11 protein-coding genes are annotated in these 17,578 nt (G+C 73.7%); 4 read left to right on the top strand and 7 right to left on the bottom strand.

What is annotated here, in order from left to right; all coding sequences use genetic code 11:
* Nucleotides 1–15: 15 nt before the first annotated feature.
* From O7615_RS28205 to O7615_RS28180, 6 genes are all read right to left on the bottom strand, one after another.
* Nucleotides 16–357, bottom strand: coding sequence for an RNA polymerase-binding protein RbpA (locus O7615_RS28205; protein ID WP_007460094.1), 342 nt, complete (start codon nt 355–357; stop codon nt 16–18).
* 215 nt (nt 358–572) lie between these two features.
* Nucleotides 573–1,757 carry a hypothetical protein gene (locus tag O7615_RS28200; protein WP_278180812.1) on the bottom strand — a complete coding sequence of 395 codons (1,185 nt, stop codon included), beginning with the start codon at nt 1,755–1,757 and terminating at the stop codon, nt 573–575.
* A gap of 12 nt (nt 1,758–1,769) precedes the next feature.
* Nucleotides 1,770–3,980 carry a glycoside hydrolase N-terminal domain-containing protein gene (locus O7615_RS28195; protein WP_278180811.1) on the bottom strand — a complete coding sequence of 737 codons (2,211 nt, stop codon included), beginning with the start codon at nt 3,978–3,980 and terminating at the stop codon, nt 1,770–1,772.
* Nucleotides 3,977–5,059: a LacI family DNA-binding transcriptional regulator gene (locus tag O7615_RS28190; protein WP_278180810.1), complete on the bottom strand. Its 1,083-nt coding sequence runs from the start codon at nt 5,057–5,059 to the stop codon at nt 3,977–3,979. The genes O7615_RS28195 and O7615_RS28190 overlap by 4 nt, the downstream gene beginning before the upstream one ends.
* On the bottom strand, nt 5,056–7,503 hold the full coding sequence (locus O7615_RS28185; protein WP_278180809.1) for a glycoside hydrolase family 3 C-terminal domain-containing protein: 2,448 nt from the start codon (nt 7,501–7,503) through the stop codon (nt 5,056–5,058). Before O7615_RS28185 ends, O7615_RS28190 begins: the two co-directional genes overlap by 4 nt.
* Nucleotides 7,504–7,766: 263 nt before the next feature.
* Nucleotides 7,767–8,984, bottom strand: coding sequence for an ROK family transcriptional regulator (locus O7615_RS28180; RefSeq protein ID WP_278180808.1), 1,218 nt, complete (start codon nt 8,982–8,984; stop codon nt 7,767–7,769).
* 196 nt (nt 8,985–9,180) lie between these two features.
* Between O7615_RS28180 and O7615_RS28175 the strand changes: the two genes are divergently transcribed.
* The 3 genes from O7615_RS28175 to O7615_RS28165 are packed head-to-tail and all read left to right on the top strand — an operon-like array spanning nt 9,181 to nt 12,891.
* On the top strand, nt 9,181–10,848 hold the full coding sequence (locus O7615_RS28175) for an extracellular solute-binding protein (protein ID WP_278180807.1): 1,668 nt from the start codon (nt 9,181–9,183) through the stop codon (nt 10,846–10,848).
* Nucleotides 10,849–10,897: 49 nt separating this feature from the next.
* Nucleotides 10,898–11,908 (top strand): ABC transporter permease subunit, encoded by a 1,011-nt coding sequence (locus O7615_RS28170; protein WP_278180806.1) that lies wholly within the window; start codon nt 10,898–10,900, stop codon nt 11,906–11,908.
* Nucleotides 11,905–12,891: a carbohydrate ABC transporter permease gene (locus tag O7615_RS28165; RefSeq protein WP_278180805.1), complete on the top strand. Its 987-nt coding sequence runs from the start codon at nt 11,905–11,907 to the stop codon at nt 12,889–12,891. The genes O7615_RS28170 and O7615_RS28165 overlap by 4 nt, the downstream gene beginning before the upstream one ends.
* A gap of 74 nt (nt 12,892–12,965) precedes the next feature.
* On the opposite strand, the gene O7615_RS28160 is transcribed toward O7615_RS28165, so the two are convergent.
* Complete coding sequence (locus O7615_RS28160; RefSeq protein WP_278180804.1) at nt 12,966–15,353, bottom strand: TIM-barrel domain-containing protein; 2,388 nt, start codon at nt 15,351–15,353, stop codon at nt 12,966–12,968.
* Nucleotides 15,354–15,394: 41 nt separating this feature from the next.
* Here O7615_RS28160 and O7615_RS28155 point away from each other — a divergent pair, with 41 nt between their 5' ends.
* Nucleotides 15,395–17,461 carry a beta-galactosidase gene (locus tag O7615_RS28155; protein WP_278180803.1) on the top strand — a complete coding sequence of 689 codons (2,067 nt, stop codon included), beginning with the start codon at nt 15,395–15,397 and terminating at the stop codon, nt 17,459–17,461.
* Nucleotides 17,462–17,578 lie beyond the last annotated feature (117 nt).

Here is a 17,578-nt window from a genome sequence, read left to right as displayed (position 1 = left end):
CCGTCGTCGGGTGGTTCAGGCGCGACCGCGGCGGGTGCGGACCTCCTGCAGCCGCTCGGCGAGGATGTCCTCCAGCTCGGCGATCGACCGTCGCTCCAGCAGCATGTCCCAGTGGGTACGCGGCGGCTTGGCCTTCTTCTGCTCGGGCTCGTTGCCGTCGACCAGCCGGGCCACGCTGCCGTCGAACTTGCACTCCCAGGTGGTGGGCACCTCGGCGTCGACGGCGAACGGCACCTCGAACTGGTGACCCTTGGCGCACAGGTACTCGCGGGTCTGCCGCGGCGCGAGCTCCGTGTTGCGATCGGATTCGTAGCTGACCGCGCCCAGCCGGCTACCGCGCAGCATGCGCTCGCCCATGATCGACTTCCCCTCTTCGGTGGTGCGTTCCTATCGGTGCAACGGTCCGTCTCCGCCGGGCCATTCCCGCGCCCGCGCGGCCCGCTCCCGGGTGCGCAGTCAAGGGTAGCCCGCCCTGGCGTACGCCCGACCCAGGTCGCCCCCGGCCGGTCGTCTCGGCGGACCGTCGCCGCCAGCGGGAATGGTAGCCGGCCGGGGGTCGTCGGGCTGGCGGGTCAGGGCGTGCGGGATGGGCGGGTCAGGGCGGTGGCGAGGTCGGCGACCTGGGCGGCCAGCTGCGCCACGCGCTGGCGGGCCTCGTCGCGGTCGGCCTCGGCTGCGTGCAGGCGTACCGTCAGCTCGGCCAGCTGGCCCTCGGCGGCGCTGATCGCGGCCCGGGTGCTGGCCAGGTCGTCGTGCAACGCGGCGGCGCGGGCGGTGGCGGTGGCCTGGTGCTCGCTGGCCTGCCGCGCCGCCGCCCGCGCCCGGTCGCGGTCGGCGTCGGCCTGCGCCCGCGCCTGCTCCGCCCGCTCGGCCTCGCCTCGGGCCGCCTTCGCCTCCGTGCGGGCCTGGTCGGCGTCCACCCTGACCCGCTCGGCGTCACCGCGGGCCGCCTTCGCCTCGGCCCGGGCCCGGTCGGCGTCCGTCCGCGACCGGTCAAGATCGGTGCGCGCCTGGTCGAGATCGGCCTGCAGCTGGTCGGCCCGGGCGATCGTGTCGGCGGCGGCGCGGGCGACGCGTCCGGCCTCGGCGCGGGCGGCGTCGCGCTCGGCGGCCAGGTCACCGCCGCGCCGCCGCTCGGCGGTCAGGTCCTCGTGCAGCGACGCCAGCTGCGCCCGGACGCTGTCCCGGTCGGACTCGGCCTGCGCCCGCAGCGCCTCGGCGGCGGCCGCCGCCCGCCGGGCCTCGTCGCGGGCCAGCTCGGCCCGTTCGGCGTGCGCGACGGCGTCGGTGGCCCGATCGACGGCGTCGGTGGCCTCCGCGCGGGCGGCGTCGCGGTCGGCCGCCACCGCCTGGGCCTGTCGGCGGTCCCGTTCGGCGCGGGCCGCGGCGTCCTCGGCGGTCCGCAGTGCGTCGTCGCGTTCGGTCTGTGCCGCCGCGACCTCACCGGCGGTCTCCGCGCGCAGCTGCGCCAGCTGCCGCTGTACGCCGGTCGGAGACAGCTCGGCGTGCAGTGCCTCGGTGAGGGTCTCCACGATCTGGTCGAGCCGGTCCACGGCCTCCCAGGTGCGGGCCACCTGGCCGGGCAGGCCCGGAGCGTTGCGGTGGCGCATCCGGCTGTTGCGGGAGGCGCGCTGGCAGGCGCCGTCGTTGTCCCGGCAGTACCGGAACGGACGGCCCGCGCCGGCGCGCTGCGGCACGTCGCGTCCGCAGTGGGCGCAGGGGCGGGTGTCGGCGGCGGGGGTGGGCTGGGCGTCCATCGAACGGGCAGTCTAGTGGGCACCGCGTCGGGCGAACGTCACCTCGGTCGTTTCGCCGGCGACCAGCCGCACCTCCGTCTCCCCGTACGGGCCACACACCCGCAGCCGCTGTGCCACCGGCGAGGCCAGCCGGGCGCGGACGGTGCCCGGCCGCCAGGTCAACTCCGCCACGACGACCCGCCCCGGGCAGGTCACCCCGCGCAGGGTGCCCCGGGTCAGGCCGGGCAGCGCGGCCGGCAACAGCCGTAGCCGGCCGGGCCGTCCCTGCACCAGCGACTCGATCAGCACTGCCGGCAGGGCGTGGGCGGCGTCGGCGTTGTAGGTGACCCGTCCCGGGTTGTGCGCGCTCATCAGCGACCGGAAGAACATGTCCCCGCCCACGATCTTGAGCAGGTTCGCCTCCACCAGCGGCCCGTCGTGCAGCCGGGCGGCGGCCAGCGCCCGGTGCAGGCTGCCGTGGGCGGACAGGTTCTCGTCGCCGCGCCGCCGCAGCGCCCGGTGCGCGGCCGTGGCCAGCTCCGGGGTGTCGTCGGGGTTGATCTCGCCCAGCGGCCACACCGGATACAGGTGGCTGATGTGCCGATGGTCCTCGTCGGCGCGGTAGCCGGGCCAGGCCCACTCGGCCAGCGCACCGTCGGCGTCGACCCGGTACGCCGGCAGCCGCGCCGCGAGCTGCGCCCACCGGTCCTCGCCGGTCAGCGCGGCGGCCACGGTGAACGCGTGCCGGGCGGCGGCGATGTCCATGGTGGCGTTCACCGCCACGGGTACCGCCGTGCCTGCCGCGTCCAGCGGCCCGGTCTCCGCCGAGTACGACGGCACGAAGCCCAGCGCGCCGTTCTCGCCGGTGACGGTGAGCACGTCGGCGAGGAACTCGGCCGCCTCCACCAGCCAGCCCGCCACCTCGCCCAGCGGCTTCCCGGTCACCAGATGCTGCTCGTAGAGGGGGAACAGCAGCCAGTGGGCGCCGGGCAGCCATGCCGTGAACGGCCAGCCGGGATGCAGGTGGAACAGGTGGCCGTGCTCGCCGTCGGTGCGGCTGGGCGCAAGCAGGCCGCGGGCGCCGTAGATCGCGCGGGCGTTGTGCCGCCAGTGCGCGACCTGGGCCCGCACCAGCCGGGCGTGGGCGGCGGTAACCTCCGGCAGGGCGCCGATGTTCGCCGCCGCCAGTTGCAGGTTCAGGTTGGCGTCGGTGGTGAAGTCACCCGCCCAGGCGGCGTCCCACGAGCCGAGCCACAACCCGGTCAGCCGTGGCGGCAGCACCCCGCTGGCGCTGAACAACAGATACCGTCCGGCGTGGAACAGCCGCTCCAGCAGGGCCGGCTCCAGCCGGTGCGGGGTGGCGGCCTGCCGGGCCAACAGCTCACCCACCGGCAGCGCACGGTGCGCCGCCGGCACGTCCAGCTCCAGACTGACCCGCCGGTACGCCGGCGCGTGCCGGGTCACGTGCCGGGCGAGCAGGTCGCCGTAGCGGGTGTCGCGGTGGCCGGTCAGCCGGCGCGCCAAGGCTTCGGTGCGCCACCGCGACGCCGGGCGGTGGAGCACCGTCAGCAGCAGGGCGGGGCCGCGCACCAGCACCCGGTCCCCGTCGACCTCGACGTCGCCGCGCAGCAGGGTCAGCCCCTCGACGCCGTACGCCCGGCCGAGGCGGGGGTAGCGGCCCCGTACCCGCAGGAAGACCAGCCCGTCGTGCCGGTACGCCGACACCGCGTAGCGCACCTCCGCGGGCCGGCCGGGCAGCTCACCGGTCGCGCCGACCTCGCATGCCCCCATGTCCAGGTGGGTGACGACCAGCCGGTCGGCCCGGGAGACGAAGCAGCGGCGTGTCCCGCCGGCCCACCGCACGACGATCTCGCCGGTGTCGAAGTCGGTGTGCCGGTGGTAGTCGCGCACCGGGCCGCCGGTCCCGGCGACGGTGAGGGCGAAACCGGGGTGAAACGACTGCGTCCAGCGCAGCACCCCGTCACCGGCGAGCAGCCGGCTGGCCTCGGCCCGCCGGTCGGTGAGGATCAGCCGCCGGATCCGGGGCAGCCGGGCGGCCAGCTGCGGCGGGCGGGCGTCGTGGGTGCCGTTGGGCAGCACGAACCGGTGATGGTTGACCAGGATGCGTTCCGCGTACGGCTCGCCGTGCACCATGATCCCGTACTCGCCGTTGCCGGCGAGGAACGCGTCCTGCCAGCCGTCCGCCGGCGCGGTGTCCCAGATCCGGTGCCCCGGCCCGGTCACTGCGCCGCCGCCTGGTCGTCGCGCGCCGCGACGTGCCCGGCGTCGACCGGTGCGGCGGCGGTGCTGTCGCGAACGATGAGCCGGGGTGGCAGCAGGGTCACCTGCGGCGCCGGTTCGTCGTGCAGCTTACGCATCAGCAGCGACACGGCCTGCCGGCCGATCTCCTCGGCGGGCACCGGTACCGAGGTCAGGCGCGGGTTGGCGTGCTCGGCGACGTGGTCCGGGCAGACGGCCACCACCGACACGTCGTCCGGTACGCGCCGGCCCAGCGCGGCCAGTGCCGCCTGCACCGGCCCGACCGCCGCCTCGTTCTGCACCACCAGCCCGGACAGCTCGGGGTGCTGGGCGAGCAGCGTGGCCACCCGGTGGTGCACGTCGGCGGCGTTCTCCTCGCAGGGCAGGGTCACCGCGTCCACGCCGTGCCGGGCCGCCGCCTCGACCACCCCGGCGCGGGTGCGGTGCGCGAACCCGGTGCCCCGGTCGTAGACGGCACTCGGGGCGCCGAGCAGGGCGACCCGCCGATGCCCGAGCCCCGCCAGATGTTCGACGCAGAGCTGGCCGGCCCGGTGGAAGTCGAGGTCCACACAGGTCAGCCCGGCGGTGTCGGCGGGCAGTCCGATCAGGACGCTGGGTCGGCCCAGTTCCCGCAGCAACGGCACCCGCGCGTCGTGCAACTCCACGTCCATCACCAGGACCCCGTCGACGAGGGCGCCGGCGGCGATCCGGTGCAGCCCCGCCGGACCCTCGTCGGAGGTGAGCAGCAGCACGTCGTGGTCGTGGCGGCGGGCGGAGGTCACCACGGCCGTGGCGAACTGCATCACCACCGGCACCTGGATGCCGGAGCGCAGCGGCAACACCAGCGCGATCACGTTGGCGCGCCGGCTGGCCAGCGCCCGCGCCCCCGCGTTCGGGTGGTAGCCGAGCAGCCGGATGCTGGCCAGCACCCGGTTGCGGGTCAGCTCCGAGATGGCCCGTTTGCCGCTGAGCACGTACGACACGGTGCTCACCGCGACACCGGCGTGCCGGGCCACGTCGGCGATGGTGGGCTGGCCCGACGGTCCCTGTCCCCGCCTGCTCACCGAACCCCACCGGCGGTGTGCAGCCGGGCCGGCAGTCCGACCAGCTCGGCGCGTACGGCCAGGGCGCCGGTCAGCCGCACGTCGGTCGCGGAACGCCCGACCAGCACGGTGTGGGTGGCGTCCTCCACCACCGGGCCGCCCCGGTCGGCGTCCCACCAGCCCAGCTCGGCGGTACGCAGCCGCAGGGTGACCGTGCGCCGCTCGCCGGGGGCCAGGGTGATCCGGGCGAAGTCCCGCAGTTGCCGCAGGGGCTGCTTGACCCGCGAGCGTCGCTGCCGGGTGTAGAGCTGTACCACCTCCTCGCCGGTGCGGTCGCCGGAGTTGGTCACGTCCACACTCACCTCGACCTCCTCGCCGATGCTGGCCGACGCCGCGCTGAGCCGCAGGTCGGTGTAGTCGTAGCGGGCGTAGGAGAGCCCGTGCCCGAACGGGTACAGCGGCTCGCCCCGGTAGTACAGGTAGGTGGCGTCGGCGCCGATCACGTCGTAGTCGAGCAGGTCGGGCAGTTCGGCGGCGTCGGTGTACCAGGTCTGGGTGAGCCGGCCACCGGGCTCGGCGTCGCCGAGCAGCACGTCGGCCAGCGCCGTGCCGTGCTCCTGCCCACCGTGCGCCGACCAGAGCACCGCCGGTAGGTGCTCCTGCGCCCACCCCAGGGCGTACGGGTAACTACTGGTCACCACCAGTACGGTGCGCGGGTTGGCGGCGTGCACGGCGCGGAGCATCGCCTCCTGCCGGGCCGGCAGGGCCAGGTCGACGCGGTCCTCGGTCTCGCGTCCGTTGACCATCGGGTGGTTGCCCAGCGTCACCACCGCCACGTCGGAGTCGGCGGCCAGCGCGGCGGCCTGGGCCGCACCGTCGGCCACGAGGTCGATGCCGAAGGCCGTGCCGGCCTGCCGGTCGTCGCCGGCGACGCGCAGCCGCCCGTCGCCGTCGACGGTGACATACCGGTCGGTGGCCAGGTGGCGCAGCAGCACGGTGCCGTCGGGCAGCGGGTCGAACTGGAAGGTCTCCCGGACCACCCAGCCGCCGGGACCGGGCCGGTCGTTGACCAGGGTGCCGTCATCGTCGGCGCCGACGTGCCGGCCGTTGCCGACCGCGCGCAGCGCCACCGTGTCCCGGCCCCAGTCGAACACGTCGAACCAGGCGGCGTCGGTGCCGACGGTCAGCGGGCCCCCCTCGGCGTCGGCCGGGCAACCGACAAGCTGATCGCCCACCCGCAGCACGATCCGGTCGGCGCCCGGATGGGTGCTGACCTGCGGCAGCCGCCCGGTCAGCCCCTGGTACGCGGTGACCGCGTACGGCAGTGTGCCGCTGTACCAGTCCGCGTACACGGTGTCGGCCAGCGGGCCGAGCACGGCGACCCGCAGCCCCGGTGCCAGCGGGAGCAGCCCACGGTTGCGCAGCAGCACGATCGACTGCCGGGCGGCCTCCCGGGCCAGTTCCCGGTGCGCCGGGCAGTCGACGACCTCCGGTGGGGTCGCGGCGTACGGGTCGGTGTGCGGCGGGTCGAGGTCGCCGAGGCGCCACCGCAGGGTGAGGACGCGGCGGACCGCCCGGTCCACGTCGGACGTCGTGATCAGCCCGCGCCGCAGGGCCTCGGTCAGGCGTTCGCGGGTGGGGGTGCTGTCGGCGTCGTCCTCGGTGAAGCTGTCGATGCCCGCGCGCAGCGCGGCGGCGAACCCGTTCACGTGCTCGGGCAGGTGGCCCTGCACTCCGGCGATGTTGGTCACCGCGCCCGCGTCGCCGACGACCAGCACCTCGCCGGGTGCCCAGCGGCGCAACTCGTCGTTGATCAGCGGGCTCAGGTGGGCCGGCACCCCGTCGACCAGGTTGTAGGAGGCCATCGCGGCGACCGCCGCGCCGGCGGCCAGGGGGGCGCGGAACGCGGGCAGTTCGTACTCGTACAGCACCCGGGGCGGCAGGTCGCTGGAGGTGGTGGCCCGGTCGGTCTCGTTGTTGTAGCCGAGGAAGTGCTTGACCGTCGGGGCGGTACGCAGCCGCTCGGGATGGTCGCCGCGCAGGCCCTCGGCGTACGCGGTGGCCAGCCGTCCGGTCAGCCACGGATCCTCGGACCAGCCTTCCTCGTTGCGCCCCCAGCGCGGGTCGCGCAGCGGGTTGACCACCGGCGCCCAGACGTTGAGGCCGACCCGCTCGGGGTCGGCGTGGTGTTTGGCGCGTACCTCGTCGCCGACGGCGGCACCGACGGCGCGTACCAGGTCGGGGTTCCAGCTGCTGGCCAGGCCGATCGCCTGGGGAAACACGGTCGCCGGGCCGAGCCAGGCCACGCCGTGCAGCGCCTCGGTGCCGGTGCGGAAGCCGGGCAGGTCGAGCCGGGGAACGGGGGCCTGCCACTGGTGCAGCAGACCGATCTTCTCCGGCAGGGTGAGGCGGGCCAGCAGGTCTTCGACACGATCACGGGGGGACGCCGTGGTGGGGTCGGTCATGGTGAGCTGCCTTCCAGTGCCCGGCGCGCCCGGGTGTCGAAGCGCTTCGACGAGGGGCGGCCGAGCGGTGTCGCAGGTCAGGGTGGGGTGACGGTCATCGACCCGGACGCTGGCGAAGCGCTTCGACGAACCGTGGGAAACAAGCCGCCCCGGGTGCCCGAGCGGAGCGGCCTGCTTCGAGGTTGGCACCCGCGGCGCATCCGGTCAAGACTCGGGCGCCCCGGGCCCGCGATCGCCGCCGGCCGGCTGCCCGCGCGGGCGGGTCAGCGCGTCGGCAGCCGGCCGGCCTCCACGGTGGCCAGCGCGGCGGTGGCGCCACCGAGCGCCGCCGCGATGTCCAGGGTGGAGACTTCCAGCCGGCACCCGCCGGCGTCCGGGGCGTGTGCCCGCGCGGCCAGCTCGGACCGGGCCGCCGGCAGCAGCCAGGGCGCCAGGGCGACGAAGTGGTCGCCCAGCACCACCGTCTCCGGGTTGAGCAGGTCGACCAGGACCGCCACGCCCCGGCCCAGGTGCCGGCCGGTCTCGGCCAGCCCACTGAGCACGCCGGGGTCGCCCTGCCGGGCCAGCGCCACGATCCGCGTGAGTTCCGGCCGGTAGTCGACGACCATGCCATCGGCCTCGGCGTCGGGCAGCAGCCGGCACACCACGGCGGTCAGCCCGACCAGGGCGGTCAGGCAGCCGCGGGCGCCGCAGGCGCAGGGCGGGCCGGCCGGGTCCAGCGGCAGGTGCCCGATGCCGCCGGCGAAGCCGCGCCCGCCGCGCAGCAGCCGGCCGGCGGCGATGATGCCCGCGTCGATGGTGAGGCCACCGGTCACGTGCACCAGGTCGGTCCTGCCGGCGTACGCGCCGTGCCGCTGCTCGGCCAGGGCGGCGAGGTTGGCCACGCTGTCGACGCCGACGGCGAAATCCGGCTCCCGTAGGGCGGCGCGCAGCTGCACCGCGACCGGCACGTCCCGCCAGCCCAGGGCGGTGGACAGGGGCACCGCGCCGGACGGATCGACCAGTCCCGGGACGCCGACGGTGAGGCCCAGCACGGTGCGACCCTGCGCGGTGACCCGCCCGATCGCCCGCCGGACCAGTGTGGACAGCGCCCGCAGCGTCTCGCCGGGGGAGACGGTGGCCGCGGTGAAGGCCCGCCGCCAGGTCAGCAGCCGGTTGCCGCCCAGATCGATGGCGACGGCCACCAACTCGTCGGCGCCGATCTGCAGCCCCAGGGCGGCGTACGGCTCTCCGTCGAGCACCAGCATCGTCGCCGGGCGGCCGATCCGGTTCTCGGTCAGCCCGGTCTCGCGGAGCAGCCGCTGCGCGACCAGCTCGGCGACCAGGCTGGAGACGGTGGCCTTGTTCAGCCCGGTCCGCGCGGCAATGTCGGCCCGGGAGCAGGGGGCGTGCAGGCGCACGTGCCGCAGCACCACCGCCCGGTTGGCCAGGCGTACGTCACCGAGGTCGGTCGGCTGCGGCTCGTTGTGGATGCTGATCACGTTCTGCCCGCTCCCTGCGCCGGTGTCGCGGCGCGCGTCCATCATCGCGTACCGCGCTGGTGGTCCCGACCAGGCCGCCCGCCCTGTCTTGTGGGACGGATTACCGTCGATTAGTTTGTTCGGCTAGAACCCCAACTAATCCTAGCGCGAGCCTCCTGCTCCGCACACCATTACCGATAGACGAAGGGAGTGCGCCGTGAAGCCTTCCCTGCCGGGCGCATCCACCGACCGCCGGACCATGCTGCGGCTGCTCGGTCTCGGCGCCGCCGCGACCGTGGGCGGCAGCACCCTGGCCGGGTGCAGCAAGCAGGCCGGTAGCCAGGGCAGTGCCACCGGCGCCGACGCCATCCGGTCGGTCCTGCCCACCTACCAGCGGGTCGAGTTGCGCACGCCGGACATCCCCGGTGCGGGCCCGATCCCCGACGGCTACCTGAGCTACCCGCGCGACCTGGTCGACGCGATCACCGAGGCGCCCGGGCGAGGTGGCCCGCCGATCCGGACGATGAGCCCCTGGTGGGGTCCGGCCCCGCCGCCGTTGGGCCGCAACGCCTACCTGGCGGCCGTCAACGGCAAGCTCGGCGTGGACGTCGAGCCGAGCCTGCAGGACGGCAACCTCTACAGCGACAAGCTCAACGCCATGCTCGGCGCCCGGGACGTGCCGGACCTGCTCTGCGCGCCGAACTGGGAGGTCGACAAGGTCGCCCGGTTCTCCGACGCGGTCAAGGCGCTGTTCACCGACCTGACCGACCACCTCAAGGGCGATGCCGCCGCGAAGTACCCGTACCTGGCCTCGCTGCCCACCGGCTCCTGGGAGTATTCGGTCTGGGGCGGGCGACTCTACGCGGTGCCGTTCCCCACCGACGGTCCGTTCGCGTACGCCCTGTTCCACCGCCGGGACCTGCTCGCCCCCGCCGGTCTGGCCGCGCCGACCAACCCCGACGAGCTGTACGAGTTCGGCAAGAAGGCCACCGATCCGGCCAAGGGGGTGTGGGCCTTCGGCAGCGTCTTCGAGATGGTCCAGCAGTTCTTCGGCTGCCAGCAGACCTGGCGTAAGAAGGCCGACGGCGCTCTGGAGCACAAGTTCGAGAACCCGGCCTTCGCCGCCGCGCTGGAGTTCACCGCCCGGCTCTTCGCCGAGGGTCTGGTCCACCCGGACACCGTGGCCAGCAAGGGTGCCGACGAGAAGCAGCTGTTCAAGGCCGGCAAGATCCTGATGTATCAGGACGGGCTCGGCGCCTGGCAGGGCATGCAGAGCGAGCGGGTCAAGGAGCTGCCCACCTTCGACATGCAGCCGCTGCCGGTCTTCGGTGCCAGCGGCGCCCCACCGGTCATCTGGGGCAGTGAGAAGCCGGTCTTCTTCACCTTCCTGAAGAAGGACCTCGCCCCCGAGCGGGTCGACGAGCTGCTGGGGGTGCTGAACTGGTGTGCCGCGCCCTTCGGCAGCCGGGAGTTCGAGCTGCGCGAGTTCGGTGCGGAGGGTCAGCACTTCACCCGCAGCGCCGACGGCACGCCGATCCCCACCGAGCTGGGCCGCAAGGAACTGGGCGCCCAGTACACCCACATCGGCGGTCGGGTGCCGGTCAAGGTGCGCAGCGGTGACACCCCCACCTATGTGCAGGACTACATCGGCTACTACCGCACGCACATCGACTCGATGGAGAAGGACCTGTTCGCCGGGATCAAGCTGGAACTGCCGGCGAACTGGTCGAAGATCATCCAACCGACCGACGACAAGATCCGCGACATCGTGCGGGGCCGTCGCCCGGTCAGCGACCTCGAACAGGTGCGCAAGGAGTTCCTGGACTCCGGCGGCGAGGAGGGGCGCGCGTTCCACGAGAAGGCGCTCGCCGACAACGGCCGGTGACCATGCGACGGCCGGTAAGCAGGCGACGGCAGCGCGGCGGAGCGCGGGCATGAGCGCTCCCACCGTCACACCGACGCCGGGCCGGTCGGCGCCGGCCGGGCGTCGGCCACCACGCCGCACGAAGCGGGGCGGTCGTACGCTGCGCGCCCGGCTGCGCCGCGACTGGCCGCTGCTGGCGATGGCCGCGCCCGCGGCGGCGCTGCTGCTGGTCTTCCACTACCTGCCGACCCTGGGCAACATCATCGCCTTCCAGGACTACAACCCGTTCGTCGGCGACGATCCCCTCGACGCGTTCCTCAACAGCGAGTGGATCGGCTTCGGCAACTTCGAGGCGCTCTTCCGCGACCCGGCCTTCTGGGACGCGGTCCGCAACACCCTCACCATCACCGCCTTCCAGCTGGTGTTCTTCTTCCCACTGCCGATCGTGCTGGCGATCATGCTGAACAGCATCGTCTCCGGCCGGGTGCGCGGCTTCGTGCAGAGCGTGGTCTACCTGCCGCACTTCTTCAGCTGGGTGCTGGTGGTGACGTTCTTCGTGCAGATGCTCGGCGGGGCCGGGCTGCTGGCCCAGGAGATGCGCCAGGCCGGCCACGAGCCCTGGGACATCATGACCAACCCGGACACGTTCATCGTGCTGGTCACCGCCGAAGCGGTCTGGAAGGACCTCGGCTGGGGCGCGATCGTCTTCCTGGCCGCGCTGTCGGCGATCAATCCGAACCTGTACGAGGCGGCGGCGGCCGACGGTGCCGGCCGGTGGCGCCGGTTGTGGCACATCACCCTGCCCGGCCTGCGGCCGGTGATCGTGCTGCTGCTCATCATGCGGCTCGGCGACGCGCTCTCGGTCGGCTTCGAGCAGTTCATCCTGCAACGTGAGGCGGTCGGTCGGGAGGCCGCCGAGGTGCTCGACACCTTCGTCTACTACCAGGCCATCGCCACCCAGCAGTGGGGACTCGGCGCGGCGGCGGGCCTGTTCAAGGCGGTGGTCGGGTTGGTTCTGATCCTCACCGCGAACAAGATCGCGCACCGGCTCGGCGAGCAGGGGGTGTACTCGAAGTCATGACCGCACAGCTCAGTGCCGGCGGACCGGTACCGGCGGCGCCGGCCACGGCGGCAGCGCCCGCGTCGCCGCCGCGCCCCCGACGACGCTCCGGCCGGGCCGTCTGGGAGGGTCCGCCCTCGGTGCCCGGCACGGTGGCCAAGGCCGTCGCGCTCACCCTGCTGGTGGCGGCGGTGCTGGTGCCACTGTGGGCGGTGCTGGTGACCAGCCTGGCCTCGCGGAGCACCATCGACGACGCGGGCGGCATGGTGATGATCCCGAGGGAGATCGACCCGTCGGCGTACATCACCATCTTCAGCGGTGGCGACGTGGCCCGCGCGGTGTGGATCAGCACGCTGGTCACCGTGCTCGGCACCACGGTCAGCCTGGTGCTCACCGTGCTGGCCGCGTACGGGCTGTCGCGGCCCGGCTCGGTGGCCCACCGCGGCCTGCTCTTCTACTTCCTGCTCACCTTCCTGATCTTCCCCGGCCTGGTGCCGAGCTACCTGGTGGTCACCGGACTGGGGCTCAAGGACAACATCTGGGCGCTGATCCTGCCCAGCGCCATCAGCGTGTTCAACCTGGTGGTGATCCGGGCGTTCTTCATGAACGTGCCGGCCGAGCTGCTCGACAGCGCCCGCATCGACGGCGCTGGCGAGCTGCGGATCCTGACCCGGATCGTGCTGCCGCTGTCGAAGGCGGTGATCGCGGTGGTCGGGCTCTTCTACGCCGTCGGCTACTGGAACGTCTACTTCAACGCGGTGCTCTACATCGACTCCAACGACAAGTTCCCGATCCAGCGGTTGCTGCAGAGCTACATCCTCGCCGGGCAGTCACCGAACGTCTCCGGCACGGCGGTGAGCCTGCCCGGGGTGACCGCGTACCCGCCGACCCTCGCGGTCAAGATGGCGGTGGTGGTGGTGACGGTCATCCCCGCGGTGATCATCTACCCGTTCGTGCAGCGCCACTTCACCAAGGGCGTGATCACCGGGGCGGTGAAGGGTTGACCGCGGCCGCCCAGGCCCGGTCCCGTTCCGTGCGGCGCCCGGCTCCGTCCAGTACCGGGCGCCGCACGGAACGGTCAGCCCTGCGCGGGGAGCAGCCCCGCGAAGGGCACGACGGTCACCACCGCACCGTTGAGCAGTGACCGGACTGGCCGGTCGGCGTTGCCGACCCCCGCGAGGGCCAGCTGCCCCACCAGCAGCGGCCCCCGCGTCCGTATCCGCAACTCGTCACCGTCGCGGACCGCCTCGATGATCGTGTCGCCGGCCACGTCATGTATCACTGTGTGCCCGTCCACGGCCCCCCAACTGACCAGGGTGACGGCCTGGAACGAACCGTCGCCGACGGTGTCCTGCGGCGCGACCAGCGGCAGCAGCGCGCCCCGGCGCACGTACAGCGGCATCCGGTCCAGCGGCACCCGCACCCGCAGGTGCCGGCCGCCCGGGTGCCGCTCGCCGGTGGCCGCGTCGAGCCAGTCGTCACCGACGGGCAGGTAGACGTCACGCTCACCGGACGGGTCGATGACCGGCGCGACCAGCAGGTCGGCCCCGAGGCGGTACTGCAGGTCGGTGGTCCAGGCCGTCGGATCCTGCGGGGTGTCGACCAGCAGGGCGCGCATCATCGGTACGCCGGTACGGGCCGCCTGCACCGCCGCCGACCAGAGGTAGGGCATCAGTCGGTAGCGCAGCCGCAGCGCGGCCACCGCGAGTCGGTGCGCCTCGGCCGGAAAGTCCCACGGCAGCCGGCTGGTGGTGCCGTGCAGCCGGACCAGCGGAGACAGCGCCCCGAACTGCGACCAGCGGACGTAGAGGTCGGGTTCGGGGGTGCCGTGGAAGCCGCCGGTGTCGTGACTCCAGAACGGCACCCCGGACAGGCCGTGGGACAGCCCGCCGCGCAGTGTGCTGGCCAGCGCCGGCCAGGTCGCGTTGACATCGCCGCTCCACTGCGCGCTGTGCCGTTGCCCGCCGAGGTACGACGAGCGGGCCCAGACCGCCCGGTGGCCGGCCACCTCCTCGGTGACGGCGGCGACCACGTCGTTGAAGAGCAGGGCGTAGACGTTGTGCAGCTCGACGCCGGTCATCCCGTTGTGGGCCACCGCGTCGGCCGGTACGCCCTCGGCGAAGTCGGTCTTGAACACCGCCACGCCCTGCTCCAGCAGTGGTCGCAGCAGCCCGGTGAACCACTCGACGGCGGCCGGATTGGTGAGGTCCACGATGGCGGAGACCGGGTAGCTGCCGTGCCACACGTCGGCGACGTACGTCTGCCCGTCGGGGCGACGCAGGAGGTAGCCGGCCGCCTCCGCCTCGGCGTAGCGCGGACTGCCCGTCATCAGGTACGGGTTCATCCACAGGCAGACCCGGAAGCCCTGCCCGGCGAGGGTACGCAGCATCCCGGCCGGGTCGGGGAACGCCTCGGCGTCCCAGCGCAGGTCCGACCAGTTTCCGGCGACCTGCCAGTAGCAGTCCAGGTGCAGTACGTCGCAGGGGATGCCGTCCTCGCGGATGCGCCTGGCCCGCTCCAGCACCTTCTCCTGGTCGTCCGGGTAGAAGCCCGAGGAGACCCAGGTGCCGAACGCCCACCTCGGCGGCAGGTACGGCCGGCCGGTCAACCGGTGCAGGCGGCCCAGCACGTCGGCGGGGGTGGGCCCGGCCAGCACGTAGTAGTCGAGCAGGTCGTCGGGGACCAGGATCTGCACCGCGCTGTGGGTGGACTGGCAGACGTCGAACTGCACCGGCATGCCGCTGTCGACCAGCACCCCGTAGCCCCGGTTGGACAGGTAGAACGGCACGTTCTTGTGCGCCCGGTCGGACTCGCTGCCGAAGGCGTCGAAGTTCCACATCAGGGCGCGCTGACCCCGCTTGTCCAGTGGGGTGAACTTCTCGCCGAAGCCGACGAACCGCTCGTCGCCGGGGGCCACGAAGCTCTCGTGCCAGGCGACGCGGACCCCGTCGGCCGTGGAGTGGCCGAACGGGAGGGTGCGCCGCCGGCCGCTGATGTCGATCGTGCCCGGATCCTGCTCCAGCAGCAGGGAGCCGTCGGCGCGCAGGAACCGGATCCGCCACGGGTCGAGCCGGATCTCGGCGACCACCGCGCCGGCGTCGACCCGCACGCACCGGTCATCGGCGAGCACCGTCACCGGGCGGGTGGCCGGCTGGACCAACGGCATCAGGCGGGCGGAGCGGCTGCGGGCCTGGGAGTCCTCGGCGAGGCGCACCCGGATCACCCCGTCACCGGCCGCGTCGACACGCACCACCGCCGTCACCCCGTCGGCCAGCGCCGCCTTGAAGGTCGCACCGTGCGCGTCGGTGCCGGCGACCTCGGCCCGGCGCACCACGGCCGGCCCGTCCTCGCCGGGGGTGCGCACGGGCAGCTCGGGTGGGTCGGCAACGAAGGTTTCGTACGGCACCAACGGCGGTCGGTACGGCATCAGCGTCTCAACATCCTCGGCGTTGACATGCGTAGGCATGGTCCATAGTTTGGCTACAGTCTAAACTAAGTTGGCGGGTGATGGTGATGTGGACCGATGGCCCGCTCTGCTACGGCGGTGACTACAATCCCGAGCAGTGGCCGGCGAGCGTCTGGGCCGAGGACGTCGCCCTGATGCGCCGGGCCAGGGTCAACCTCGTCACCGTCGGCGTGTTCGCCTGGTCCCGGCTGGAACCGACCCCGGGCCGGTACACCTTCGACTGGCTCGACCGGGTGCTGGACCTGCTGCACGCCGGCGGCGTCCGGGTCGCCCTGGCCACCCCCACGGCCGCGCCGCCACCCTGGTTCTCCCTGGCCCACCCGGGCGCTTTGCCGGTCACCGCCGACGGGGTCCGCCTGCACCACGGCAGCCGGGACACCTACTGCGCCGCCACACCCGCCTACCGGCAGGTCGCGCTGCGCATCGCCGCCGCCCTCGCCGACCGGTACGCCCACCACCCGGCGCTCGCGCTCTGGCACGTGCACAACGAGTACGGCACCACCTGCCACTGCGAGCACACCGCCCGGGCCTTCCGGCAGTGGCTGGCCGCCCGCCACGGCGACCTGGCCACCCTCAACGACGCCTGGGTGACCGCCTTCTGGAGCCAGCACTACTCCGACTGGGCGCAGATCAGCACGCCCCGGGCCACCCAGTACCTGGCCAACCCCGGCCAACTGCTCGACTTCCGCCGCTTCTGGTCCGACACGTTGCTCGCCGCGTACGCCGAGCAACGCGACCTGCTGCGGGCGGCGAACCCGGCAGTGCCCATCACCACCAACTACGTCCTCGGCGACTGGGTGCCGGTCGACCACGCCCGCTGGGCCACCGAGGTCGACCTGGTCGCCGTCGACCACTACCCGTCGGCGGTCGACGGCGGCGCCGAGGAGCAGACCGCACTCGCCGCCGACCTCGCCCGGGGCTGGGCCCGGCGCGCCGCGACCGGCCAGCCCGCCGCCGTAGCGTCCGGCACCGGCGGAATGCCGCCCGGCGCGGCACCGGCGTGGCTGCTGATGGAGACCGCCCCGCACCAGATCCACACCGCCGGACGGATGCACACCAAGGAGCCGGGGCGGCTGCTGCGGCACGCCCTGGCCCACGTCGCCCGGGGCTCCCACGGCGCGATGTTCTTCCAGTGGCGGGCACCCACCGGCGGGGCGGAGCGCTTCCACGGCGCCCTGGTGCCGCACGCCGGCCCGGACAGCCGGGCGTTCCGGGACAGTGTCCAACTCGGCACCGCGTTGTCGCGGCTCGCCGAGGTCAGCGGTGGCGTCGAGTCGTCGGTGGCACTGGTCGTCGACGCGGCCAGCGGCTGGGCGCTGCGCCACCCGGGGCTGCCCTCGACGCTGCTGGACCACCACCAGGAGGTCGCCGCCGCCCACCGGGCACTGTGGCGGGCCGGGTACGCCGGCGACACCGTCAGCCCCGGCGACCCCGTCGACGGATACCGGCTGCTCGTCCTGCCCGCCCTCTACCTGGTCAGCGACGCGACCGCCGGCTGGCTGCGCGCGTACGTCCACGGCGGCGGTCACCTGCTGGCCACGTACCTCAGTGGGGTCGCCGACGAGCACGCCCGGGTGCGGCTCGGCGGCTACCCGGGTGCGTTGCGGGACCTGCTCGGCGTCCGGGTGGAGGAGTTCCACCCGCTCGCCGCCGACGCGCACGCCCGCCTCGACAACGGCGGGACCGGGCGGATCTGGGCCGAGACACTGCGCCTGACCGGGGCCGACACCATCGTCTCGTACGCCGGTGGTGTGCTCGACGCGATGCCCGCCGTCACCCGGCACCGCTACGGTGCCGGCACCGCGTGGTACGTGTCCACCCGCCCCGACGACACCACCTACCGCCGGCTGCTCGACACCGCCGCCCGCACCGCCGGCATCGCCCCCGTCTGCCCCGCCGCACCCGAGGGCGTCGAGGCGGTGCGCCGCCGCAACGGCAACGCGAGCTGGCTGTTCCTGCTCAACCACACCGACCGCGAACAGCGCGTACCGGCACGGGGAACCGAACTGCTCTCCGCGACAACGGTGCGGCAGGCGGTGGTACTACCGCCCAATGGCGTCGCCGTGCTGCGTGAGACCAGGGTTGAATCGGCTGCCGCCGGTGGCTAACCTGCCAAGGGCGCGTCGGGGGACGCGCCGTGACTCGCCGAAGGCTTGAAGCCACCCCCGACACCGGTGCGAGCGACGGATGCCGAAGCTCAGTTCCGCCCGTGCGAGTCCGGGCGA

It is taken from the genome of Micromonospora sp. WMMD1082 (assembly GCF_029626175.1).
In the GTDB taxonomy this organism is placed as follows: domain Bacteria; phylum Actinomycetota; class Actinomycetes; order Mycobacteriales; family Micromonosporaceae; genus Micromonospora.
The sequence above is the reverse complement of the archived record's forward strand: the minus strand, read 5'-3'. Positions and strand labels throughout refer to the sequence as shown.

Excerpts from the sequence above, each read along its gene's own strand:
- O7615_RS28205 (WP_007460094.1), bottom strand. The coding sequence starts at position 357 with ATGGGCGAGCGCATGCTGCGCGGTAGCCGGCTGGGCGCGGTCAGCTAC.
- O7615_RS28200 (WP_278180812.1), bottom strand. The coding sequence starts at position 1,757 with ATGGACGCCCAGCCCACCCCCGCCGCCGACACCCGCCCCTGCGCCCAC.
- O7615_RS28185 (WP_278180809.1), bottom strand. The coding sequence starts at position 7,503 with ATGACCGACCCCACCACGGCGTCCCCCCGTGATCGTGTCGAAGACCTG.
- O7615_RS28170 (WP_278180806.1), top strand. The coding sequence starts at position 10,898 with ATGAGCGCTCCCACCGTCACACCGACGCCGGGCCGGTCGGCGCCGGCC.
- O7615_RS28165 (WP_278180805.1), top strand. The coding sequence starts at position 11,905 with ATGACCGCACAGCTCAGTGCCGGCGGACCGGTACCGGCGGCGCCGGCC.
- O7615_RS28160 (WP_278180804.1), bottom strand. The coding sequence starts at position 15,353 with ATGCCTACGCATGTCAACGCCGAGGATGTTGAGACGCTGATGCCGTAC.
- O7615_RS28155 (WP_278180803.1), top strand. The coding sequence starts at position 15,395 with ATGGTGATGTGGACCGATGGCCCGCTCTGCTACGGCGGTGACTACAAT.